20 protein-coding genes are annotated in these 22,718 nt (G+C 60.7%); 11 read left to right on the top strand and 9 right to left on the bottom strand.

What is annotated here, in order from left to right; translation table 11 throughout:
• Positions 1-292: 292 nt before the first annotated feature.
• A complete protein-coding gene (locus E8F06_RS15860) occupies positions 293-1,291 on the top strand; it encodes an AraC family transcriptional regulator (protein ID WP_280368919.1) in 999 nt (332 codons plus the stop codon).
• A gap of 125 nt (positions 1,292-1,416) precedes the next feature.
• Here the strand turns inward: E8F06_RS15860 and E8F06_RS15855 are convergent, their stop codons facing one another.
• The 3 genes from E8F06_RS15855 to E8F06_RS15845 form a co-directional block, all read right to left on the bottom strand.
• On the bottom strand, positions 1,417-2,763 hold the full coding sequence (locus tag E8F06_RS15855; RefSeq protein ID WP_280369118.1) for an ATP-binding protein: 1,347 nt from the start codon (positions 2,761-2,763) through the stop codon (positions 1,417-1,419).
• A 17-nt stretch (positions 2,764-2,780) separates the two neighbouring features.
• The gene (locus E8F06_RS15850; RefSeq protein WP_280368917.1) at positions 2,781-3,458 is read right to left on the bottom strand and encodes a response regulator; all 678 of its coding nucleotides are present in this window, start codon (positions 3,456-3,458) and stop codon (positions 2,781-2,783) included.
• Positions 3,459-3,523: 65 nt separating this feature from the next.
• Positions 3,524-4,129, bottom strand: coding sequence for an outer membrane beta-barrel protein (locus E8F06_RS15845; RefSeq protein WP_151135549.1), 606 nt, complete (start codon positions 4,127-4,129; stop codon positions 3,524-3,526).
• 390 nt (positions 4,130-4,519) lie between these two features.
• Here E8F06_RS15845 and E8F06_RS15840 point away from each other — a divergent pair, with 390 nt between their 5' ends.
• Complete coding sequence (locus E8F06_RS15840; protein WP_280368915.1) at positions 4,520-5,236, top strand: 4'-phosphopantetheinyl transferase superfamily protein; 717 nt, start codon at positions 4,520-4,522, stop codon at positions 5,234-5,236.
• Positions 5,237-5,552: 316 nt separating this feature from the next.
• Here the strand turns inward: E8F06_RS15840 and E8F06_RS15835 are convergent, their stop codons facing one another.
• Together E8F06_RS15835 and E8F06_RS15830 are read right to left on the bottom strand one after the other, a co-directional pair.
• Positions 5,553-7,169 (bottom strand): ATP-binding protein, encoded by a 1,617-nt coding sequence (locus tag E8F06_RS15835; RefSeq protein WP_280368913.1) that lies wholly within the window; start codon positions 7,167-7,169, stop codon positions 5,553-5,555.
• A 15-nt stretch (positions 7,170-7,184) separates the two neighbouring features.
• Positions 7,185-7,907 carry a response regulator gene (locus E8F06_RS15830; RefSeq protein WP_280368911.1) on the bottom strand — a complete coding sequence of 241 codons (723 nt, stop codon included), beginning with the start codon at positions 7,905-7,907 and terminating at the stop codon, positions 7,185-7,187.
• 715 nt (positions 7,908-8,622) lie between these two features.
• On the opposite strand from E8F06_RS15830, the gene E8F06_RS15825 reads away from it, so the two are divergent.
• From E8F06_RS15825 to E8F06_RS15805, 5 genes are all read left to right on the top strand, one after another.
• Positions 8,623-11,514, top strand: coding sequence for a ribonucleoside-diphosphate reductase subunit alpha (locus E8F06_RS15825; protein ID WP_280368908.1), 2,892 nt, complete (start codon positions 8,623-8,625; stop codon positions 11,512-11,514).
• A 252-nt stretch (positions 11,515-11,766) separates the two neighbouring features.
• Positions 11,767-13,014, top strand: coding sequence for a ribonucleotide-diphosphate reductase subunit beta (locus tag E8F06_RS15820; RefSeq protein WP_280368905.1), 1,248 nt, complete (start codon positions 11,767-11,769; stop codon positions 13,012-13,014).
• Between the two features lie 206 nt (positions 13,015-13,220).
• Complete coding sequence (locus E8F06_RS15815; RefSeq protein WP_280368903.1) at positions 13,221-14,138, top strand: hypothetical protein; 918 nt, start codon at positions 13,221-13,223, stop codon at positions 14,136-14,138.
• A gap of 101 nt (positions 14,139-14,239) precedes the next feature.
• Positions 14,240-14,773 (top strand): transposase, encoded by a 534-nt coding sequence (locus tag E8F06_RS15810; protein ID WP_280368900.1) that lies wholly within the window; start codon positions 14,240-14,242, stop codon positions 14,771-14,773.
• Positions 14,774-15,178: 405 nt separating this feature from the next.
• Positions 15,179-15,634, top strand: coding sequence for a BRO family protein (locus E8F06_RS15805; protein ID WP_280368898.1), 456 nt, complete (start codon positions 15,179-15,181; stop codon positions 15,632-15,634).
• Between the two features lie 111 nt (positions 15,635-15,745).
• Here E8F06_RS15805 and E8F06_RS15800 read toward each other — a convergent pair whose 3' ends face one another.
• From E8F06_RS15800 to E8F06_RS15785, 4 genes are all read right to left on the bottom strand, one after another.
• Positions 15,746-16,150, bottom strand: coding sequence for a hypothetical protein (locus E8F06_RS15800; RefSeq protein WP_280368896.1), 405 nt, complete (start codon positions 16,148-16,150; stop codon positions 15,746-15,748).
• Positions 16,151-16,774: 624 nt separating this feature from the next.
• Positions 16,775-17,434, bottom strand: a complete 660-nt coding sequence (locus tag E8F06_RS15795; RefSeq protein ID WP_280368894.1) for a twin-arginine translocation pathway signal protein — start codon at positions 17,432-17,434, stop codon at positions 16,775-16,777.
• Between the two features lie 288 nt (positions 17,435-17,722).
• A complete protein-coding gene (locus E8F06_RS15790) occupies positions 17,723-18,601 on the bottom strand; it encodes an alpha/beta fold hydrolase (protein ID WP_280368891.1) in 879 nt (292 codons plus the stop codon).
• Between the two features lie 5 nt (positions 18,602-18,606).
• Positions 18,607-19,008 (bottom strand): radical SAM protein, encoded by a 402-nt coding sequence (locus E8F06_RS15785; protein ID WP_280368889.1) that lies wholly within the window; start codon positions 19,006-19,008, stop codon positions 18,607-18,609.
• Positions 19,009-19,454: 446 nt separating this feature from the next.
• Between E8F06_RS15785 and E8F06_RS15780 the strand changes: the two genes are divergently transcribed.
• From E8F06_RS15780 to E8F06_RS15765, 4 genes are all read left to right on the top strand, one after another.
• A complete protein-coding gene (locus E8F06_RS15780) occupies positions 19,455-19,688 on the top strand; it encodes a hypothetical protein (RefSeq protein ID WP_280368887.1) in 234 nt (77 codons plus the stop codon).
• 436 nt (positions 19,689-20,124) lie between these two features.
• Positions 20,125-20,634 (top strand): DUF417 family protein, encoded by a 510-nt coding sequence (locus E8F06_RS15775; protein WP_226282374.1) that lies wholly within the window; start codon positions 20,125-20,127, stop codon positions 20,632-20,634.
• A gap of 130 nt (positions 20,635-20,764) precedes the next feature.
• Positions 20,765-21,649 carry a LysR family transcriptional regulator gene (locus tag E8F06_RS15770; protein WP_280368883.1) on the top strand — a complete coding sequence of 295 codons (885 nt, stop codon included), beginning with the start codon at positions 20,765-20,767 and terminating at the stop codon, positions 21,647-21,649.
• Between the two features lie 186 nt (positions 21,650-21,835).
• On the top strand, positions 21,836-22,672 hold the full coding sequence (locus tag E8F06_RS15765; protein WP_280368880.1) for a bifunctional allantoicase/(S)-ureidoglycine aminohydrolase: 837 nt from the start codon (positions 21,836-21,838) through the stop codon (positions 22,670-22,672).
• The last annotated feature ends 46 nt before the right edge of the window (positions 22,673-22,718 follow it).

Raw genomic sequence — 22,718 nt, 5'->3', positions numbered from 1 at the left:
TTCCGTAAGGCCTGGCGTCACTGTGATCGACGGATCTCCCTGTCTGGGAGACTTTTGTTGTTGTGCGGTCCAGTCGAATGGACGGCACAGTCCCTATTGCAGCCGCTATGCCAAGTCTTAATTTTCAATTAAACCTTTATATTTCAATAACTTAAATAAACACAAAAGCCGCACTCCGATCGGCATCGGGCGGATTTCCGCCAAGCACCCGGGGGGATTTCCGCCACTTGCGCCCTTGTGGCCGCCTTTGGCCGGGCCCTACCATCGGCCTCCCCGACCACGGATCGCCCCCATGCGTGAGCGCACCATCGCCAGCCATTTCGTCCGGGCCGCCCTGCGCGGCGCCATGCGCCAGGGCGTGGATTGCGCGCCCGTTCTGCGTGCAGCCGGCATCCAGCCTGCACTGCTGGACGAACCACGGGCACGGGTGGCCCCCGAGCAGTTCACCCGGCTGCTGCAATTGCTCTGGGAAGTGCTGGACGACGAGTACATGGGCTTCGGCCTGCAGCGCAGCAAGCGCGGCACCTTCGCCATGATGTGCCACGCCATCATCCACTGCCGCACCCTGGACAAGGCGCTCGGCCGGGGCACCCTCTTCTACGGGCTGTTTCCCGACGCACCGCGCATCAGCCTTGCGCGGGATGGCGACTTCGCCGTGCTGACGGTGGACGACGCGACACTGTCGGACCCGGACCACTTCCTCGTGGAAAGCCTGTTGGTGATCTGGCACCGCCTGGGCAGCTGGCTGATCGGTCAGCGCATCCGCCTGGAAGAAGCCACGTTCAGCTACGACGAACCGGCCCATGCCGCCGAGTACGAACTGCTCTTTCCCACCAGCCGCCAGTTCGCTGCGCCGCGCACCAGCCTGCGCTTCCATGCCCGCTATCTGGCAATGCCGCTGCTGCAGGACGAACGCACCCTCAGGCACTTCCTCGAACATTCCCCAGCCGATCTGCTGGCCCGCCCGGATGGCGGCGACAGCCTGACCAGCCAGATCCGCCGCCTGCTCGGTCGCGACTGCCGCACCTGGCCGGACCTGGAAGCGGTGGCCCAACAGCTGCACACCAGCCCGCAGACCCTGCGCCGCCACCTGCGTGAAGAAGGGTCGAGTTTTCAGGAACTGAAGGACCACCTGCGCCGCGACCTGGCCATCTACCACCTGGGCCGGGATGAACTGTCGATCCAAGACATCGCCGAACAGCTCGGCTTCTCCGAACCCTCTGCCTTCCATCGGGCCTTCAAGAAATGGACGGGGTTGACGCCAGGGGCGTACCGGGCGCAGGAGGCGTGAGCCAGCCGGGGATGTAGGGGCGAATTCATTCGCCAAGCAGGCCGAAGGTCTGCCCTGCCGGCCCATGGGGCAACTTCGCTGCCCATCGCGAATGAATTCGCCCCCACAAGGAAATCGGACCGTATTTACAACAACGGAAACCGAATCCTGAATTCCGCCCCGCCCAGCGGCGACTCTTCGAGGAACAGCTCGCCGTCGTAGCTCTCGATGATGTCCTTCACCACCGCCGTGCCGATACCCTGCCCCGAATGCTGGGCGTCCAGGCGTTCGCCGCGTTTGAGGATGCGCTCGCGCTGGTCCACCGGCACGCCGGGGCCGTCGTCTTCCACCTTCAGTTCGCAATAGCCATCGCGCACCCGCGCACTGACGCGGATTTCCCCCAGGCACAGGCGGAAGGCGTTCTCCAGCAGGTTGCCAAGCAACTCCAGCAAGGCGCCCTGCTCCATGGGGATCATCAGGGCCTTGTCGAAATCCCGCTCCACACGCACGCGTTTTTCCCGGTAGACCTTGTCCAGTGCATCACAGAGGGTGTCCAGCAAAGGCGCCAGTTGCACCCGATGGCGCACCAGGCCGCTCTTGCGCAGGGAAGCGCGCTGCAACTGGTAGCTGATCTGCTGGCTCATACGCTCGATCTGGCTCTGCAGCACCCGCGCCTGTTCGCGATCGTCGGGGCGGGCGGCGATGTTCTCGCTCACGCCCTGCAATACCGAGAGCGGCGTCTTCAGGTTGTGGGCCAGGTCGTCCAGGGAATGGCGGTAGCGCTCGCGCTGGCGGCGCTCGCTGTCCAGCAGGCGGTTGAGGGATTTGGTCAGGCGCAGCAGCTCTCGGGGGTGCTCATCGCTCAAGCTGTCGCGGCTGCCGGACTCCACCTGGTCCAGCTCCGCGCTGAGCCCGCGCAGGCTGCGAAAGCCCCAGGTCAGGCCGAACCAGAGCAGCCCCAGCAACACCAGCAGCGCACCACCCAACCAGACATAGAGCTGTTTGAGGAAGCCGTCGTACATGGACTGGTAGTCGCTCACCGGTTGCATGGTGACGACGCTGTAGGCCGCCTTCTGCCCGCGCAGCAGGTCCACCTCCACGTCATAAACGAAGAACTCGCGCCCCCTGGCATCCGCGACCCGGAGGAACTCGTGCCCCTGGCCGTCGTAGCGCGGGCTGTACTCCACACGCTCATCCCGCGACGAAAGCGACTGCCAAACCAGCCGCCCCTCGCTGTCATAGATGTAGCCGAGCTGGCTGGCTTCCAGGTTGTCGAATTCCTCGTTGGGCAGCTTGTCGGGCATTTCCAGCTGACCGTTTTCCACCCGGGCCGCAGCGATCAGCGCGCTGGCGTCAGCGGCCAGGCGCTGCTGGATGGACTGGTCGAGGGCAATAACGAAAGCCCCACGCAGGGCCGGCAGCAGGGCGAGCATGAACAGCACCGCCATCGCCGCGGCGCCGAGCATCAGCCGCAGGCGCAGCGACGATCCCAGCTTGCGCCAACTGCGGATCATCGGCAGCGCTCGGTGAACAGGTAGCCCTGGCCGCGTACGGTGTCGATGGGTTTGAAGCCGCTGCCACCCTCCAGCTTGCGGCGCAGACGTCCCACCAGCACTTCGATCACATTGGGATCGCGTTCCTCGTCATTCGGATACAGCTGCTCCATCAGCCGCTCCTTGGCCACCACCTGCTGGTGATGCCGCATGAGGTATTCGAGGATGCGGTACTCGTAAGCGGTGAGCGCAATCGGCTCGCCATCCAGCTGTGCCTGCTTGCGATTCAAGTCCAGCAACAGCGGCCCGGCTTCAATGGTGGACTGGACGAAACCGGACGAGCGCCGCAGCAAGGCATTGAGCCGCGCCTCCAGCTCCTCGAACTGGAATGGCTTGACCACATAATCGTCGGCGCCAGCGGCCAGGCCTTCGACCTTGTCCTGCCAGTTGCCGCGGGCGGTGAGAATGAGGATGGGGAAGTTCTTGCCCTGGCTGCGCAGCTGGCGGATCAGGTCCAGCCCGCTGATGCCAGGCAGACCGAGGTCGACCACGGCCAGGTCATGGTTGTATTCGGCAGCGCGATAGAGCGCCTCTTCGGCATTGGGAACGGCATCCACCACGTGGCCCTGCTCGCCCAGGCGGGTGTAGAGGTGATGGCGCAGCAGCGCTTCGTCTTCCACAACCAGCAGTTTCATGGGCAGTTCTCCCTTTCTATGAGTTGGCCGGGCAAAAGCCCGGCCGGATGCTGAACAAGGGCGGCTCAGAACTTGTAGTTCGCGCCGATGTAGGCCTGGCCGCTGCTGTGCAGGTCCAGGGAGCCCAGGCGCGGGCCGCCGTGTTCACCCATGTCGGTGCTGACGTTGGTACGCAGGTAACGGTAGCCGGCTTCGATCGACGCGTTCTTGCTCAGGTCCTGGAGGATACCGGCCTGCAGGCCAGCAGCGTAGTTGATGTTGCTGTCGCGGCTCATGCCCTTGCTTTCCTGCTCCAGCTTCACCAGGCCGAGGGTGGCACCGCCGAACAGCTTGGTGTTGTAGTCACCCACGGGAACGAACACATCGTAGCTGCCGAGCAGGTTCTGCTGGCGCAGCTTGTTGCCGCTGTCCGTATCGGAGAAGTTTTCGTAGGTCATGTAATAGCGGCCGCCATCAGTCATCTGGCCGGCACGCACACCCCAGGTGTCAGTCTTGTGGATAACTTTGTCCAGCTTGGGGTTGTTCAGGTTCGCGTTCAGCGAATCGGACTTCTGGATGTTGTTGTTGGTCTGGCCCCAGGTCAGGCCAACGAAGTTGTCGGCGGCCTGGGCACCAGCAGCGGCGAGGGCCAGGGCGGAAGCGAGGGCGATACGGCTGAAGATAGGGTTCATGATGTGATTCCTCTTCGAGTGGTCGAGTAGTTGGCTGAACTCGGAGCTAGATTGCTCGCCACCCACTGAACCGCTCCTGAACCCTTCTTGAACCTGAGCTGAACGAAACCTCTTACAGCGTCCTAAGACACTTTCAGCCTGCCCCCCCTGAATCGCAGGCAAAAAAAAACGGGAGCCCATCCGGGCTCCCGCACTCAATTCAGAGAAAATGTCCGGAACCGGCACTGCCAGGCTTCCAGACTACAACCTCACCTGCGTTCCAGAAGAAACGCCCGGCTAGTCTGGCAAAAACCAGGGCCCGGCTTCCGTTTCGCTTTGTTTGCCATTTGCAAACATATGTAAACGGCCGCTCCGCTGGCCGATTCCAACGACGCCGGGCAGAATGCCGCCATGACTTCGAACCACCCCGCCTGCTGCAGTCCCTTCGACGCCACCTGGCCCTTCCCTGAAGCCTTGCCGGGTGTGGTCATGCGTTCCTGCCGCTTCGACCCGGCCCTGCTCGCCGCCGACGACTTTGCCCGCAGCGCCATTGCCCCACCAGCCAACATCCAGCGTTCGGTGGCCAAGCGGCAGACGGAATTCCTCGCCGGCCGCCTCTGCGCCCGTAACGCCCTCCTCGCCCTGACCGGCCGCGCCGATGTGCCTGCCCTTGGTGAAGACCGCGCACCGGTCTGGCCGGTCGGGATCACGGGCTCCATCAGCCACAGCCACGGCCTGGCCACCGCGCTGGTGGCCAACAACACGCAATGGCGCGGCCTGGGCCTGGACCTGGAAGAGCGCATGACAGCCGAGCGCGCCCTGCGCCTGGCAAAAGAAATCCTCACCCCGGCCGAACTGCAACGGTTGGATGGCCTCACGCCCGAGCAGAAGGCCGAACGCATCACCCTGACCTTCTCCGTCAAGGAGAGCCTGTTCAAGGCGCTCTACCCCCTGGTGCACAAGCGTTTCTACTTCCATGACGCGGAAATGGTGGACTGCGACGACGCACGAGCACGTCTGCGGCTGCTGATCGACCTGTCGGCGGAATGGAAGGTGGGGAGTGAACTGGAAGGCTGGCACTGCGACTTCCAGGGGCGGTTGCTGAGCTTGGTGGCAGTCGCCGCCTGAAGCGAGCGGCTGGCAAATAACCCTGTGGGGGCGATTTCAATCGCGAATAAATTCGCTCCCACAAGGCATTGATGGGTATCGCTCCGCTCCACCCATCCTACGAACTGAATCCGCTCGGAACTCCTGTGGGGGCGAATTCATTCGCTGAGGACAGCGCAGCTGTCCCGAATTCTGCAAGACAGACCATCCCCTCAAGTACTCAGCCAACGGGGCGCAATGCACACCGATATCGGAATCACACCGGCGGTTCGCCCTCCCTTGTGGGAGCGATTTCAATCGCGAATGAATTCGCCCCCACAGAGAAGCGAAGCGAAACCTACAGCGTCTCCGCCTCGCTCTGCCGGCGCGGCCATACCAGGCTGAACCGTGCGCCGCCCAATGACTCGCTGCGGCCGACCTGTGCGCGGCCGGCGTGCCAGTAGATGATCCGCCGCACGATGGACAGCCCCAGGCCGTGGCCGCCGGAGGCGCGGGTGCGGCTGTCGTCCAAGCGCATGAAGGGTTTGAAGATTTTCTCCCACTGGCTTTCCGGCACGCCGGGGCCGTCGTCCTCGACGTCGATACGGCAGCGCTTGTGGCCGATCTGGTAATTCAGCTGCACCCGTGATTCCGCATGGCGCATGGCATTGCTCACCAGGTTCTGCAGAGCGCGGTGCAGGTAACGCGGCTCGGCTTCGACCCAGGCCCCGTCGTTGCCGACGTTCAGGCACAGGCCGCGCTCGATGCGTACCGAGGCACGCAAGGGCGACAGTTCGGCGATCACCTGGTCGAACAGTGCATCCAGGTCCACGCGCTGGAAATGCAGGGCCGGCGAGCCCTGCTCCAGGCGCGCGTAAGTCAGCATCTCGTCCACCAGCTTGTCCAGTTCCTGGATGTCGCCGTCCATGCCTTCCATATATTTGCGCCGGGACTCGTCATTGTCGGCGTCGCCGATCATCTCCAGGCCGAAGCGCAGCCGCGCCACCGGGGTACGCAGCTCATGGGACACCGCGCGGATCAGTTCGCGTTGCAGCATCAGCAGGCGCTGCAACTGCTCGGCCATACCATTGAAAGCAGCGGCCAGGCGCCCCACTGAGTCGGCGCCCCTGGTAGGAACCCGCGCATCCAGCTTGCCCTGAGCGATGTCGGTGGCAGCGCTCTCCAGCCCCATCAACCGATGCTCCAGCTGACGCACCAGGAAATATACGGTCAGACCAATCAGGGTCAGGCCGAGAAAGCCGATCAGCACCAGCATCTGTGGCGGATAAGGGTTCATCTGATGCAGCGGGCCCATCTCCAGCACCCAGGGCGTGTCCACCATGCCGGAGAATACGCGGATGGAGTCGCCATCCTTGCCGAGGGCCATCACCGTATCGCCCTCGTCCACCCGGCGACGCTGATCGACGTCCAGGTCGGCGTCTTTCAGCGGGATCAGCCGCATGTCGAAGCCGAACTGCTTGTTCTCCTTGATGGACGCCAGGCGCTGGGGCTGTTCGTTCACCGGGAAGCGCACCAGCTCATCCATCAATAGATAGACGGTGGCCCGCGCCAGCTGCTCGCTGATCTGCTCCACGTCACCAGTCAGCAGCAGCCGCTCGCCCACACTCACCAGGGCGAACACCCGTGCCGCATGGGGGCCGGTCTGCTCCACCAGTACCTGGCCGCGTGTCAGGCGATTGCGCGCGCTGTTGTCCAGCTTGGAGCCCTCCATGGGCTGCAGTTCCAGGGGAATGCCCAGCAGGCGCCCCCAGAGCACCACCGCGCGGCGGCGCTCCACTTCATTCATGGGCTGGAGGTTGTCGGCCATCAGGCGGAAGGTGCCACGGGCCAGGCTCTCGCGGTACTGGTCAGAACGCACCTGGTTGACCTGGTGGATAGTGAAGACGCCGAGCAGCGCCACCAGCACCAGGGTCACCAGCATGCCGCCGTAAATGCGCAGGAAGATCGAGTTCATGGACTGTCGCCAGCGTCAGAGGCCTTCAGCGGCCTCCCTGACAAATAGGTAGCCCTTGCTGCGTACCGTCTTGATCAGGCGCGGATGCATGGGGTCGTCACCAATCTTCGGGCGGATGCGCGAAATGCGCACGTCGATGGAGCGGTCCTGGCCGTCGTACTCGATGCCGCGCAGGGAATTGAAGATCTCCTCGCGGGACAGGATGCGCCCAGCGTTCACCGCCAGCAGCCAGAGCAGGTCGAACTCCGCACTGGTCAACTCGATGCTGCGCTCGTTGAGCCAGGCCTCGCGCATGGCGTTGTCGATCACCAACGGACCGAACTCCAGGCGGCGCTGGTTTTCCACAACGGGCACCTCGGCGACCACCTCGCTACGCCGCAACAGGGCACGGATGCGCGCCAGTAGCACACGCGGGCGCACCGGCTTGCACACATAGTCATCGGCGCCCAACTCCAGGCCCAGTACCTGATCCATGTCGTCGGTGCGCGCGGTGAGCATCAGGATCGGCCCCTCGTACTGGCCCCGCAGCTTGCGGCAGATGGACAGGCCATCCTCCCCCGGCAGCATCAGGTCCAGCACCACCAGATCCGGGCGCTCCTTGAGGATGCGCGCCACCGCCTGGCCGCCATCGGACTCGATGGATACCTGCAGGCCGTTGCCTTCCAGGTACTCACGAGTCAGATCGGCCAGTCGCTGATCGTCTTCGACTATGAGGATTCGCCAGGCTTCTTGCTCCACCACGCACTCCCTAGACAGCGTCAGGACCATCGAAAAACGGGTCCGCATTGTATCAATGCCGGATCGATAGCACAGCGCATGCCAGATGCGACCCAAAACACAAGATATTGTGTTAGCTTGCGACGCCATCGACAGCACGTCCAGACCTCGAAAACCGCCCATTCGGCGGCGACGAACGGCAGAGCCTAGAGCCACCGGGCCTTTGCCTCCGTTACCCCACAGTCACCCACAAATCACCCACAACTTATCCACAGGCTAGATGTTGTGGCTCGCCTTGCAATACCCCCAACAGCGCATTATCTTGTACCCCCATCGAGCTCAGCCCCTACATATAGGGGTGAGGGCGTACCACCGGACACTAATTAGAATCAAGCGCTAAAGGCTTTTTCCGAGCCTGACCACCGGTGTGTCACAAGCGGTATTTCACCCACCAAACGCCTCTGGCGAGTGGTGCCGGCCCAGGACACAAAGAACGTGACTGGGGGTCGGAAGCAGGTGAGGCGCCAACAGCGCCCACCACTAGGTATTGTGGTTGTCACGGATCGTTAACACCGTGGCGATTGACTTGTAGGGCCAGGAAGGCACTTGAGTCCTGTCCTTCAGCCCCGAAGCACCACGCGTTCGCACCCGGCGCCGTTGCCGTGCGTATTGCGTTGTGAAAAGGGAACGAAGGCGATTCAGGCGCCCTTACATAAATCAGAACATGGAGAACCCCATGCAGACCGACACCACTCGCGAGAACCCGCAGGCCACCGCGCCGCAGGCAGCAGATTCCAATCAGGATCTGGCCGCCACTGCGCCCGGCCAGCTGCGCGTGATCAAACGCAACGGCACCGTTGTCGCCTACACCGACGACAAGATCACCGTTGCCATCACCAAGGCGTTCCTCGCTGTGGAAGGCGGTACTGCCGCAGCTTCTTCGCGTATCCATGAAACCGTAGCCCGCCTGACCGAGCAGGTCACCGCGACCTTCAAGCGCCGCATGCCCTCCGGCGGCACCATCCACATCGAAGAAATCCAGGACCAGGTCGAACTGGCCCTGATGCGCGCCGGCGAGCAGAAAGTCGCCCGCGACTACGTGATCTACCGCGAGTCCCGCGCCCAGGAGCGCTCCAAGCGCAGCGCCGGCGGCGACGTCGCCCAACCGCACCCGAGCATCCGCATCACTCGCGCCGATGGCAGCCAGCAGCCGCTGGACATGGGCCGCCTGAACACCATCATCAGCGAAGCCTGCGAAGCCCTGGCCGAAGTCGACGGCGCGCTGATCGAGCGTGAAACCCTGAAGAACCTCTACGACGGCGTAGCCGAGAAGGACGTCAACACCGCCCTGGTGATGACTGCCCGTACCCTGGTAGAGCGCGAGCCGAACTACTCCTACGTCACCGCCCGCCTGCTGATGGACACCCTGCGCGCCGAAGCGCTGGGCTTCCTCGGTGTTGCCGAGAGCGCCACTCACCACGAGATGGCCGATCTCTACGCCAAGGCCCTGCCGGCCTACGTGGAAAAAGGCGTCGAGTTCGAACTGCTCGACCCGCAGCTGAAGACCTTCGACCTGGAAAAACTGGGCAAGGCCATCAACCACGAGCGTGACCAGCAGTTCACCTACCTCGGCCTGCAGACCCTGTACGACCGTTACTTCATCCACAAGGACGGCATCCGCTTCGAACTGCCGCAGGTCTTCTTCATGCGCGTGGCCATGGGCCTGGCCATCGAAGAGAAGCAGAAAGAAGAACGCGCCATCGAGTTCTACAACCTGCTGTCCTCCTTCGACTACATGTCGTCGACTCCGACCCTATTCAACGCCGGCACCCTGCGTCCGCAGCTGTCGTCCTGCTACCTGACCACCGTGCCGGACGACCTGTCGGGCATCTACAGCGCGATCCACGACAACGCCATGCTGTCGAAATTCGCCGGTGGCCTGGGCAACGACTGGACCCCGGTCCGTGCGCTGGGCTCCTACATCAAGGGCACCAACGGCAAGTCCCAGGGCGTGGTTCCGTTCCTGAAAGTGGTGAACGACACCGCCGTCGCCGTTAACCAGGGTGGCAAGCGCAAGGGCGCTGTCTGTGCCTACCTGGAAACCTGGCACATGGACATCGAAGAGTTCATCGAACTCCGCAAGAACACCGGTGACGACCGCCGCCGTACCCACGACATGAACACCGCGAACTGGATTCCGGACCTGTTCATGAAGCGCGTGTTCGACGATGGCCAGTGGACCCTGTTCTCGCCGTCCGAAGTACCGGACCTGCACGACCTGACCGGCAAGGCCTTCGAAGAGCGCTACGAGTACTACGAAGCCCTGACCCAGTACGGCAAGATCAAGCTGTTCAAGACCATCCAGGCCAAAGACCTGTGGCGCAAGATGCTCTCGATGCTCTTCGAGACCGGCCACCCGTGGCTGACCTTCAAGGACCCGTGCAACCTGCGCAGCCCGCAGCAGCACGTGGGCGTGGTCCACAGCTCCAACCTGTGCACCGAGATCACCCTGAACACCAACAAGGACGAGATCGCGGTCTGCAACCTGGGCTCGATCAACCTGGTCAACCACATCGTTGATGGCAAGCTGGACACCGCCAAGCTCGAGAAGACCGTCAAGACCGCAGTACGCATGCTCGATAACGTTATCGACATCAACTACTACTCGGTTCCGCAGGCTCGCAACTCGAACCTCAAGCACCGTCCGGTTGGCCTGGGCATCATGGGCTTCCAGGACGCCCTGTACCTGCAGCACATCGCCTACGGCTCCGACGCGGCCATCGAGTTCGCCGACAAGTCCATGGAAGCGGTGAGCTACTTCGCCATCCAGGCTTCCTGCGACCTGGCCGATGAGCGCGGCGCCTACGAGACCTTCGACGGTTCCCTGTGGTCCAAGGGCATCCTGCCGCTGGACTCCCAGCAGATCCTGATCGAGGCCCGTGGCCAGAAGTACATCGACGTCGACCTGACCGAGTCCCTGGACTGGGCCCCGGTTCGCGAGCGCGTCAAGAAAGGTATTCGTAACTCGAACATCATGGCCATTGCGCCGACCGCGACCATCGCCAACATCACCGGCGTATCGCAGTCCATCGAGCCGACCTACCAGAACCTCTACGTGAAATCGAACCTCTCCGGCGAGTTCACCGTGATCAACCCCTACCTGGTACACGACCTCAAAGCCCGTGGCCTGTGGGACCCGGTCATGGTCAACGACCTGAAGTACTACGACGGTTCCGTGCAGCAGATCGAGCGCATCCCGCAAGACCTGAAAGACCTGTACGCCACCGCGTTCGAAGTCGAAACCAAGTGGATCGTCGACGCCGCCAGCCGCCGTCAGAAGTGGATCGATCAGGCCCAGTCCCTGAACCTCTACATCGCCGGCGCCTCGGGCAAGAAGCTGGACGTGACCTACCGCATGGCTTGGTACCGTGGCCTGAAAACCACCTACTACCTCCGCGCCCTGGCCGCCACCAGCACCGAGAAGTCGACCATCAACACCGGCAAGCTGAACGCCGTATCGGCAGGCGGCAGCGAAACCCTGCAAGCCGCTCCGGCTGCAGCGCCGGCACCGGCTCCGGTACCGAGTGCCTGCTCCATAGACAACCCGGACTGCGAAGCGTGCCAATAAGGCATCGCACGGGCCGCCCCCTCTCCCCCGGGAGAGGGCTCTTCCCTCCCCTCTCCCGCTTGCGGGAGAGGGGCCGGGGAAGAGGGTAAAAAAGGCAGCACCGATTTCCGAACAGTCACACCCACAAACCGGGTGTGCACAGGCCAGGGCAAACCACCGCCCCGTCCTTGATCCAACGCTTTCGCGTGCATCCATCCACGCACCCAAACACCCAGGCCGGCACAGACCGGTCCGCAGACCAGGAGAGGAACAATGCTCAGCTGGGACGAATTCGACAAAGAAGACCCCACCGAAGCCAAGGCAGCCCCCGCCGTTGCCCAGGCCGCAGCCAAGAACATCGACAAGCTCGACGACGAAGCCGCCGGCTCCGTTGAAGACGCCCGCGCCGTATCGGCCAACGACTCCGACGCCGTCGCCCGCGCCAAGAAGGCCCTCGACGCCCTCGACATCCAGGAAGGCCTGGACGACCTCGAAGGCTCCGCCGCGCGCGTGCAGGTTGGCGACAAGCAGATGATCAACGCCCGCGCCGACCTCAACCAACTCGTACCCTTCAAGTACGACTGGGCCTGGCAGAAGTATCTGGATGGTTGCGCCAACCACTGGATGCCGCAGGAAGTGAACATGAACGCCGACATTGCCCTGTGGAAGAGCAAGGACGGCCTGTCTGAAGACGAGCGCCGCATCGTGATGCGCAACCTCGGCTTCTTCTCCACCGCCGACTCCCTGGTTGCCAACAACCTGGTGCTGGCCGTGTACCGCCTGATCACCAACCCCGAATGCCGCCAGTACATCCTGCGCCAGGCCTTCGAAGAGGCGATCCACACCCACGCCTACCAGTACTGCATCGAGTCGCTGGGCATGGATGAAGGCGAAATCTTCAACATGTACCACGAGATCCCGAGCGTCGCGAAGAAAGCGTCCTGGGGCCTGAAGTACACCCGCTCGATCTCCGACCCCGAGTTCAAGACCGGCACCCCGGAGACCGACCGCCAGTTCCTGCGCAACCTGATCGCCTACTACTGCGTACTGGAAGGCATCTTCTTCTACTGCGGCTTCACCCAGATCCTCTCCATGGGCCGCCGCAACAAGATGACCGGCACTGCCGAGCAGTTCCAGTACATCCTGCGTGACGAGTCCATGCACCTGAACTTCGGCATCGACGTGATCAACCAGATCAAGATCGAAAACCCGCACCTGTGGGATGCCCAGATGAAGGACGAAGCCACCCAGATGATCCTGCAGGGCACCCAGCTGGAAATCGAATACGCTCGCGACACCATGCCGCGCGGCGTACTGGGCATGAACGCCGCGATGATGGAGGACTACCTCAAGTTCATCGCCAACCGCCGCCTGACCCAGATCGGCCTGAAAGAGGAATACCCGGGCGCGACCAACCCGTTCCCGTGGATGTCCGAAATCATGGACCTGAAGAAAGAGAAGAACTTCTTCGAGACACGAGTCATCGAATATCAAACCGGCGGCGCGCTGAGCTGGGATTGAATCCGGGTCAAGACATTAGGAAAACAGAAACGCTTTGCCTGAAATGGAAGTTCGGGGTAGCGAATAGAAAGACAAAACCCCGCCTAGTGCGGGGTTTTTTTACTTTACCGAAAGTGCGGACTTGGACGACAGATAACAGCCAGAGGACGAATCCTAAAGGAGAGAATGAACTATGTCCTCCTATTTGGTAGCCAGACGGAGGAAGGATGTCTGAAACAACTGAAGAGATACCGTGCAGAGAGGCTCGAAGAGCAATACGCGAACTCTACGAGTCGGCGCACTTACTATTCCTGGAAAGGCTTGAGGTCTTCATAGACAAAATTGAGTATCCCCTATCCTACGATCTCTCGGACAAAATCCAAAAGATCTACTGGGGACCGGCATTTATGGAGTTAGCGATAGCAAACGACCTGAGAGAAACCATCAACCAACTTCACAGTTGGTATGGATACTTGGTGGATTGGTCTCTCTGGATTGACGTACTCAAGCAGTTCGAAGGTGAGCAGGAATGGTCTATACGCCGGCAGTATGTTGAGCATTTGGCCTTCTACTGCATGCTGCAACCAAGTTCGACTCGCGAACGCTTCGGCTCTATAGCAACCAACGCCCTGCATCAAGCCAATCTGGCATTACAAGAAGACTACAAGGATCGATTGGATCAGGACGAACATGGGTATCTGAGTCGCCGGAAGCGCGAGATGCAGTTAAAGCGAATAGGCGCAAATTACACGAGCTTCGCTCCTTTTCTGCAGGCGCTTACTCACCTAGATAACAAGGCCTTCAGCACAGCCAGCTACAACTTTCGTGACCTCGCCAGCCACGGAATTGCGCCACGTTTTGAGCAGGGTGAGACCAGCTTCGTGAGACGCTCTATCAAGCCTTGGAGCGAGTTGGTAAAGCAACCTGACGGTACTGCACAGTTTGTCGAGCATCCGACAAAGAAGGCAGTATGTTATGGCTTCGGTGGTACCCAGCCATTGAGCTTCCAACAAGCCTATGATGCCTGCTGGCAGGAGCTCCTCAAGGCAATTCAATTGTTTCACACTTACCAAGCACTGCTTAGAGAACTTTCGTCCACTCTCGCCCGGCGCTACCCCGGAACGGATAATGAGGGAACGAGGTAGATAACCGGGAAGCGTACAACTCTCAGGCTTGTGTAGGGTGGATGACGCTCTTTTCATCCACCACCCTCCAAGACACAAGGCCCAAAGACTCAGGAGGAGTCATGTCCAACTACCGCCGTGCACGGATGCCGGGCGGCACGTACTTCTTTACCGTCAATCTGCGCGACCGCCGCGACAACCTGCTGGTGCGTGAAATCGACTTGCTGCGCACCGTGGTCCGTTCTGTAAAACAACGTCACCCGTTCCATATCGATGCCTGGGTTGTGCTACCCGAACATATGCACTGCCTCTGGACGCTGCCTCCTGGCGACATGGCGTTTGCGGATCGTTGGAAGGCGATCAAATTCGCTTTCTCGAAACGCTTGTCGAATGCCGAATCACGCACCTATCCCCAACACGCCCGTGGTGAACGGGGAATCTGGCAGCGCCGCTATTGGGAACACCTGATTCGCGACGACCTCGATTACCAGCGGCACTTCGATTACATCCACTTCAATCCGGTCAAACATGGTCACGTACAAAGCGTGAGGGATTGGCCGTATTCGAGCTTTCACCGAGCGGTGCGAGATGGGATTTATCCGGTGGATTGGGCGGGTGATGCTTTGGAGAACGATGCGGGTAATTGGGGTGAATGAGCGGGGGATTGGCTCTGCTTGGCGGATGAAAGGAGCGTCATCCACCCTACACGGCTTCACGCCTCCCAATCAGCCAAATCCCACGCTGCAACTGCATTGCCGCTTCCCTGCTCCGCCCATAGCCTCTGTCCCCGGCGCCTAAGAAACGCCTAACACCAGAGCGGTCCTCCGCACCCGACAGCTATGCGGCTTTTTTGTGCCTGCGGCATACTCGCACCCGCACAAAACCTCTGCTCTGTCGGGAGTGGACTAATACAAGACCCGAAAGGGGAATACGTCCGGCCCGTCTCTGGTGGGTTTCTTAGCTCCCGACTCCAACCAAGCCCTAAGAAGCGACCAGAGGTAATGGATATGCCCGAGTTCCCCCAGTTTCACCCCGCCCCTCCCCCGCACGCCGAAGTCCTGATGCCCGCCACCTTCATCCGCCACAAGCGCCAGTTGCGCGCGGTGCTGCTGGATGAAGAGCCCTGGTTTTCCGCCAGCGATCTGGCCCGGTTGATCAACCATGCGCCGCTGCCTGAGCGTGTGTCGCGCAACCTGGATGAAGACCAGTTGCAGCGCGTCTGGATGCGCAACAGCCATGGCGACTTCGAACAGGAATTGCTGATCAGCGAGTCCGGCGTCTATGCCGTGCTGATCATCTACTACCACCCGGAAAATCGCTGCATCCGCCAATGGCTGACCCGCGAGGTGATTCCTCGCCTGCGGGAAGAGGAACGTTTCCACGGCAGAGGCCCCTACCGCGAATTGATCCAGTGGCAGGAACGGGATATCGAAGTGCTGCATTGGCAGGGCAAGGCGTGGTTGTATCTGGGCGATTGCCCGGACCTGCTCCAGCGCCCGCCGATTGTGATCGGCTGATCTGAAGCGGTGCTCAGCAAGCGGAGCGATGCCCACCGCGACAAGATTGATGGGTTTCGCTCCGCTCTACCCATCCTACGAATCGGTAGAGCAACTTGCAGGCCACAAGGATCAAAGTGTGATAGTGGCAGCCGGATAGAACAAGACATTGAGCACGAAGAGGATCATCCAGAAGCCTATCTCCAATGTTTCGGTGATCGGCTGGATTCGTTTTATTGCGCCATATACATGCACGACAAACATCAGCGTGAACACCAGAAAGAGAATATCGAAGGCATAGCTATAACTGGTACCAGTCGTGACAGAGCGCAACATGGTTATTTCAACGATGAGGATAAAGGCGCCAAGGCATCGGCCGAAATAGATAGCCAGGTGCTTATGCTCCGGAATGGTCCAGCGCATGGCTCTTGCCCAGGCTAGCGGGGCAATGAATATCGGCAGGGCAAAAAACAGCGTGGTCACGATCATCAGGGTGGTGATGTATTCCTTGCTGTATTGCGCGTAGTAACCAAGCATCACAGAACTCCTTGTTCCGCAGCCACAGAAGGGCATTGCTGGATAGTTATTGTTATTTCCGATGGGTTTGCGGCGGCAAGAATTGTAATGACAGGTCACACGCGTCAAGCGCATGAAGTAAAACCGCTACCAAAGAACGCAATAGGTGCAATAAGGATTACTACGCAAGTGCAACTTTCTGGCGGCAATCGGGCGCCTGAACGGCCAGCTCAAGGGTGTGGCGAAACCCAGACTGCAGCCGGGGTTACGACGTATCGCAGGAACACGCAAACGCCCATCGGCAGGCCCTTTCGCCCGCTCATTCCATCCCTCAGGTGAGGCAGCAATCGCCGATCTAACCTCTGGTTGTTGGCGCCCCACCGGAGTGAGAAACGATGAATACGAACGACAAGCCGAACCTCGACAAACTCAGCCGGAAACCCATCGATCCTTCAGAGCCAACGCCGTCCGCGCGGGGCAAGGCGCGGTTCCAGATCGAAACGCGCTGCAGCGGTGATGGGCGAGCCAGTGGAATGGATCGGGCGCACCACGAGGAACGAAATCCATAGCGCTCCATTGATGGGTATCGCTTCGCTCCACGCCATCCTACGAGCTACCCCCGGAGGCCACGTCCGCTAGGCGAGGTCACGCAAAGCCCCGCGCCAGCACGATGTCGAACACACCTCTGCGCAACTCGCCGTCCTGTTCCAGTTCGATGGTGTTGGTGGTCCGCTCGTGGGCCCAGGGGTCGCTGGCGATGAAGGGGTCGCCCTTGAAGTAGAGCTGCAAGGTCACGGGCACATGGAGCGCCTCCATGACCCGAAAATGGATGTGCGCGGGGCGCATGATCCCGCCGTATTTCTCCAGCCCCGGCAGGTTCGGTGGCACGGGGTAGCGACCCGGCATCACGGTCTCGATGCGGTACTTGCCCTGGGCGTCGGTGTAGAGCATGCCGCGCAGGCGGAAGTTGCCCTTGTCGGTGTAGTTGCCGGGCGTTTCGGTGTCGTACAGGCCGGCGCCGTTGGCCTGCCAGACTTCCACCAGCGCGTTCGGTACCGGCGTGCGGCAATCCGCGCTGAACACGGTGCCGGTCACCACCAGACGCTCACCCGGTTCTTCGGGCCCGGCCAATCGTGACTGGAAGGGTGCACCGAAGCGGTAGTAGGGACCGAGGATATCGCCCTGGGTGATTGGGCAACCCTGCTGCGCGAGGGCCGACCTTGCCAACAGTCCACCGCCCAGAAGCACCATACCGCCGCCCAGGAAGTGACGCCGCGAGATGCCCGCCAATGCATGCTTGTCCACACCCGCCTCCTCCCCATCAAGGGCCCGGCCACAGTGACGACGGCACGCCAGACTTCCCGGACGACGAGGCGTGTGCCTGATGAGTCTAGCCATAGGCCAGTACCTCGCCAGGCCGGATTGCCAGTGTGATGGAAACCACTCCGCCCGGATTGAATCGCAGGCCGAGCGGGCGCAATGAGTAGGATGAGGTGGAGCGGAGCGATACCCATCGTGACGAAACCGATGGGTATCGCAAAAACTGTACTGCTCAACCTCCAACGCTAATAGCCGTCGAGAAGTTGAGAGTGCTCAGTAGCGAATGCCGCCAAGCCAGTCCGGCGATGAAACCAGACTCTGATGAATCAGAGGCCAGACTGCTTCCGAAGCATCGCGAGAGAACATCTTGAAATGCCCTATCTCGTTCATACCCGTCTCTTCAGGGGAAATGCTCTGTAGTGATGAATGTGAGGCCTGGCTGTAGTAGTCAACGACCTCCGCAACGCTGCTCAGGGGGGCCATACGGTCATCGCTGAACGCCAGCGCCGCGAGCGTTCCCTTGAACCTCCGATATCCTTCCCGGTTCAGTCCGTAGTCAGCCTGAATGTATCCCGGCGCCTGCACCCATCGCCGCCAGCGATGAATCACCTTTCGGGGAATGTTTTCTCCAGCACCAATCTTCTTCGCCGGAAAATAACCTCGTATTGGAACCAGCAGTGGGATCAGGACATACACATACATGCCGAGCAACGCCCGGATGCGAGGATCGAAATGCCCCATGTAGCCACTCTGCGCCGACACCAGCACGATACGATCCACCAACCCAATTGCTGGAGACGCCCCCAGGGTCGCGCCACCGAAGCTGTGTCCGACGCAGCAAAGTGGCAAATCGGGATATTTCAGGCGTAGCCAATATAGGATGGTACTCAGGTCTTGGCTGAGCCAGGTCTCCAAATCAATCTCCGCCATCTCTTCGTCGGGAACTACATTGAGACCGAGACCACGATGATCGAAGGTCACTACGCAACAGCCCTTTTCAGTAAGCCAGCGCGCAAAGGATTGATAGAACACTGCATTGATCCCGAGTCCACCACAGATGACCACCAGGTGACCAACTGGCTCGCGGATAGGACAGAACTCGCGAACGAAGAATTTTCCGTTGCCGTATAGATCGATCTTCTCAATACGCATTCAAATCACCTCCTCGACAGGGAGGTGGCCTCGATTTCTCGGATGATATCGTGACCATACAAACTGACTGAAATAGGACCAGGTATCTTTTTTAGCCCATTGGTTGAGACCGTAACCATTGGCATGTACTCCATGAAAAACTTGACCCAATCAAGAAAAATTGACGGTTCACCGCTAATTAGAAGCGGAGCATTTATTCCACGCTCAGCCTCTTGTCGCCCCCGTTCTTGCCAAACCTCTATATCATCCAATTCGTGAACTCGAGTATCAAATTCAAACTCGAAGAACCAGCAACCCTTGCAGCGCGAATTGCACTTGTTCGTAAGATGATACAAGGAGGACCGCATACTCTTCACTTCTTGCCTTACATCTTCAAACCTCTTATTTGGCCCCTCACGTTCGCTCATCACTCTTCCTCCATTCTTAGAGCACCTAGAGCAGAGCACTTGAACTCAAATCCAACAAGAACCAACCATTAGATTCCTAACCCCTCCTCACGCAGAAATAGCTCTTAGGGAAACTCAAAATCAGAAATCTCTTACAATACTTCTTCTCGAATTATCTAAATGACAAGAAACTGGGAATATTCATGCAAAAAGGCAGAAGTTTCCTGACCATCAAAAAGCAAGGGCTTCTCTAATCCCCATACCTCTTTCATCCAGACAAGCCACTCACGCAGCAAACCGGGCGTGAACATTCAGGAAGACTGGCAAGGCCGTCTGCCCCCTCCGGATCATTCGTGCCCCTCCCTGCCCGTCAGCCCCCCGTAATCGCCCGCTCGTTCCATCCCCCAAGTACGGGGAAAAACCCCGATCTACCCTCAGTTCAGAAGTCGATCCACCGGAGCACAGAGATGAACACTGACGACAAACTGAACCCCGACGAACTCAACCTTGAGCCCATTGCGCCAACTGCAGCTGCGCCTTCTTCCCGAGGTAAAGCGGTGTTCAAGATCGATACCCGTGGAGGGGGTGATCGGCGCAAGGGCACTGATCGTCGTCAGTCGATCCGCTTCGAGCAGGACCGCCGCCAGGTCGACCGGCGCGCGAAGAGCAGCGATCCCTGGAGTCAGAGCACCGATCTCTGATCACCGTCGGTCCATGGCCTTCCCTGAAGGACGCAATAGAAATCACGCAGCGGGCTGTGCGTAGCCCGCTGCTTCGAAACATTCCCTCCAAAACCACGACGTCCCGGGCCCGCCTGACTCTTTTCATTCCGGCGGATGGCCCAGCACATCCCCCCGCCGCATTTAGACGATCTGCATCAAAATTCGTATTTTCTGAACCCAAAAGCTAGGCGCGCGAGGCAACACTATCTCCACGCCCAACGCATACCGCGTGGGGTCAGCGGGAGATAACCCATCAACGGCTCGAATGTGGTCGGTAACTGACGCCCCCTGGCGTGAGGGGCACGGAACAACGACTCGGTTGTTTTCACGCAGGTTGCACGTTGATCCATCGTCCCCCGGCCGCTTAGCCAGTTGCGTCGGGACGCCCCTAGCCAAGTTACGAGAAGCACGACAAATGAATACTTTGAACATCACCGGCAATGCCAACACCGCTCAGTCGAACAACCTGTCCCTCGGGGCTTTCACCACCGCAATCGGAACCTATGGCATCTACTTCGCCCTCGCCGTCATCTACTTCTGGTTCGGCGGCATGAAGTTCACGCAGTACGAAGCAGAGGGGCTGGTTCCCCTCGTGAGTAACAGTCCGCTGCTGGGCTGGTTGTACGATCTGTTCAGCGTGCGGACCTTCTCCACCCTGCTCGGTTTCCTCGAGGTGTCCATCGGCCTCCTGATTGCGGGGCGGTTGCTGTCGCCGAAGCTTTCGCTGGTGGGTGGTGCCCTCTCCGCCGGGCTGTTTTTCACCACGCTGAGCTTCATGTTCTCGACGCCCGGCGTGATTGAGCCCAGCGTTGGCTTCCCCGGCATCAGCGTCGCGCCGGGCCAGTTCCTCCTCAAGGACCTGGGGCTGCTCGCCGCTTCCATATTCGTCGCCGGCCACTCCCTGAGCCGCCTGGAAACCCGCTGAACCCCAACCAGCAAAAGGGCCTGGACGCGCCAACGCATTCAGGCCCTTTGCATTACCGCCGGCCAACACATTGCCGACGTTCAAGCGAGCTGATAAAAGCGGAATCGACATTCAGAAAATCGATACCGCCATGAGCGAAAGTGACAAATCGAATACCCGCCTGTTCGACCTCGACCTGCTCCGGGCCATCGTCACGGTGGCCGACTGCGGCAGCTTCACCACCGCCGCGACGCGCCTACATTCGACCCAATCCACCATCAGCCAGAAGATCCGCCGCCTGGAAGAGATGGCCGGGCATCGCCTGCTGGAGCGCGGCAACCGTGACGTACTGCCCACCGACGCCGGCGAGACACTGCTGGGCTATGCGCGGCGATTGCTGGCGCTGAACGATGAGATGGTCGAGGCGCTGTCCGGCGCCACGGTGGCGCTGACGGTGCGCATCGGCGTGCCGGATGACTTCGCCAGCGGACGCACCACCGAGCAGTTGGCCGCCTTCAACCGGCGCTACCCGCAGGTGAAGCTGGAGGTCACCAGCGGCCTCAGCCGCGATCTTTCCGCCAGCTACGACCGTGGCGAGCTGGACCTGGTACTGCTCAAGCAACGCCAGAACAGCCGCGAGGCGGTGGCCTGCTGGCCGGAGAAGACGCGCTGGGTGGATAGCGCGAAGAACCCTTGCATCGACCTCGACCCACTGCCCATCGTTACCTTCCCGCCGCGCGGGGTTTACCGCGACGAGATGATCGCCGCCCTGGAAGCCGTGGGCCGGCGCTGGCACATCAGCTTCACCAGTTCGAGCCTCTCCGGCATCCAGTCGGCCATTGCCGACGGCATGGGCATCGGCCTGCTGCCACTGCGCGCAGTGACGGCGGGCCACGCCGTGGTGCCGAAGAACACCGGCTTGCCGTCAGTGGATGTGTTCGAGGTGGCGCTGCTGCACCGCCCCGCAGCAGACCCAATGGTGAAGGAACTCGCTCGCGTGCTTTCGCGGGTTCTGGCCCAGGACACACGGGCCTGAGCGGTGCCAATCTCGCATTTGAAAACCGAATATGGTGGATTCCAACATTTAATTTGTGCATGAACTCATCGCTGGATATGGTGGTTCCCAGCGACGGCCAGCGCCCCCGGTGGCGCACCGATCTGCACGAATTGTTCGACCTGGCGCCGCGCGCCAGGCAGCAAGACAACAATGAGGAAATACCCCATGGCCAAATCCACCTATTACGCGCCGCACGGCGGGCACCCGGCACAGACCGAGCTGCTCACCGACCGCGCGATGTTCACCGAAGCCTATGCCGTGATCCCGAAGGGCGTGATGCGTGACATCGTCACCAGCCACCTGCCCTTCTGGGACAACATGCGCATGTGGGTCATCGCCCGCCCGCTGTCCGGTTTCGCTGAAACCTTCTCCCAGTACATCGTTGAACTCGCCCCCAACGGCGGCAGCGACAAGCCGGAGCAGGACGTCAACGCCGAAGCCGTGCTGTTCATCGTGGAAGGTGAACTGACCCTGACCCTGCAGGGCCAGGTCCACACCATGCTGCCGGGCGGCTACGCCTTCATTCCGCCGGGCGCGGACTACAAGGTGCGCAACACCACTGGTCAGCACACCCGCTTCCACTGGATTCGCAAGCACTACCAGAAAGTCGACGGCGTACCGCTGCCGGAAGCCTTCGTCACCAACGAGCAGGACATCGAGCCGAAGGTGATGCCGGATACCGAAGGCCGCTGGAGCACCACCCGCTTCGTGGACATGAGCGACATACGCCACGACATGCACGTGAACATCGTGAACTTCGAGCCGGGCGGCGTGATTCCCTTCGCTGAAACCCACGTGATGGAACACGGCCTGTACGTGCTGGAAGGCAAGGCGGTGTACCGCCTGAACCAGGATTGGGTCGAAGTGGAAGCTGGCGACTTCATGTGGCTGCGCGCCTTCTGCCCGCAGGCCTGCTACTCGGGCGGCCCTGGTCGCTTCCGCTACCTGCTGTACAAGGATGTGAACCGTCACATGCGCCTGACTCTGAACCAGCCGCACTGATGATTCACCTCGACGGGAGCCTTAGGGCTCCCGTTGTCGTTTCTGC

Source organism: Pseudomonas sp. BN411 (genome assembly GCF_029871235.1).
Lineage (GTDB): Bacteria > Pseudomonadota > Gammaproteobacteria > Pseudomonadales > Pseudomonadaceae > Metapseudomonas.
The sequence above is the reverse complement of the archived record's forward strand: the minus strand, read 5'-3'. Positions and strand labels throughout refer to the sequence as shown.

Bases quoted from the DNA above. Each gene is read 5' to 3' on its own strand.
- E8F06_RS15860 (WP_280368919.1), top strand. From the start codon at position 293: ATGCGTGAGCGCACCATCGCCAGCCATTTCGTCCGGGCCGCCCTGCGC.
- E8F06_RS15850 (WP_280368917.1), bottom strand. From the start codon at position 3,458: ATGAAACTGCTGGTTGTGGAAGACGAAGCGCTGCTGCGCCATCACCTC.
- E8F06_RS15845 (WP_151135549.1), bottom strand. From the start codon at position 4,129: ATGAACCCTATCTTCAGCCGTATCGCCCTCGCTTCCGCCCTGGCCCTC.
- E8F06_RS15840 (WP_280368915.1), top strand. From the start codon at position 4,520: ATGACTTCGAACCACCCCGCCTGCTGCAGTCCCTTCGACGCCACCTGG.
- E8F06_RS15835 (WP_280368913.1), bottom strand. From the start codon at position 7,169: ATGAACTCGATCTTCCTGCGCATTTACGGCGGCATGCTGGTGACCCTG.
- E8F06_RS15825 (WP_280368908.1), top strand. From the start codon at position 8,623: ATGCAGACCGACACCACTCGCGAGAACCCGCAGGCCACCGCGCCGCAG.
- E8F06_RS15820 (WP_280368905.1), top strand. From the start codon at position 11,767: ATGCTCAGCTGGGACGAATTCGACAAAGAAGACCCCACCGAAGCCAAG.
- E8F06_RS15815 (WP_280368903.1), top strand. From the start codon at position 13,221: ATGTCTGAAACAACTGAAGAGATACCGTGCAGAGAGGCTCGAAGAGCA.
- E8F06_RS15810 (WP_280368900.1), top strand. From the start codon at position 14,240: ATGTCCAACTACCGCCGTGCACGGATGCCGGGCGGCACGTACTTCTTT.
- E8F06_RS15805 (WP_280368898.1), top strand. From the start codon at position 15,179: ATGCCCGCCACCTTCATCCGCCACAAGCGCCAGTTGCGCGCGGTGCTG.
- E8F06_RS15800 (WP_280368896.1), bottom strand. From the start codon at position 16,150: ATGCTTGGTTACTACGCGCAATACAGCAAGGAATACATCACCACCCTG.
- E8F06_RS15790 (WP_280368891.1), bottom strand. From the start codon at position 18,601: ATGCGTATTGAGAAGATCGATCTATACGGCAACGGAAAATTCTTCGTT.
- E8F06_RS15785 (WP_280368889.1), bottom strand. From the start codon at position 19,008: ATGAGCGAACGTGAGGGGCCAAATAAGAGGTTTGAAGATGTAAGGCAA.
- E8F06_RS15780 (WP_280368887.1), top strand. From the start codon at position 19,455: ATGAACACTGACGACAAACTGAACCCCGACGAACTCAACCTTGAGCCC.
- E8F06_RS15775 (WP_226282374.1), top strand. From the start codon at position 20,125: ATGAATACTTTGAACATCACCGGCAATGCCAACACCGCTCAGTCGAAC.
- E8F06_RS15770 (WP_280368883.1), top strand. From the start codon at position 20,765: ATGAGCGAAAGTGACAAATCGAATACCCGCCTGTTCGACCTCGACCTG.
- E8F06_RS15765 (WP_280368880.1), top strand. From the start codon at position 21,836: ATGGCCAAATCCACCTATTACGCGCCGCACGGCGGGCACCCGGCACAG.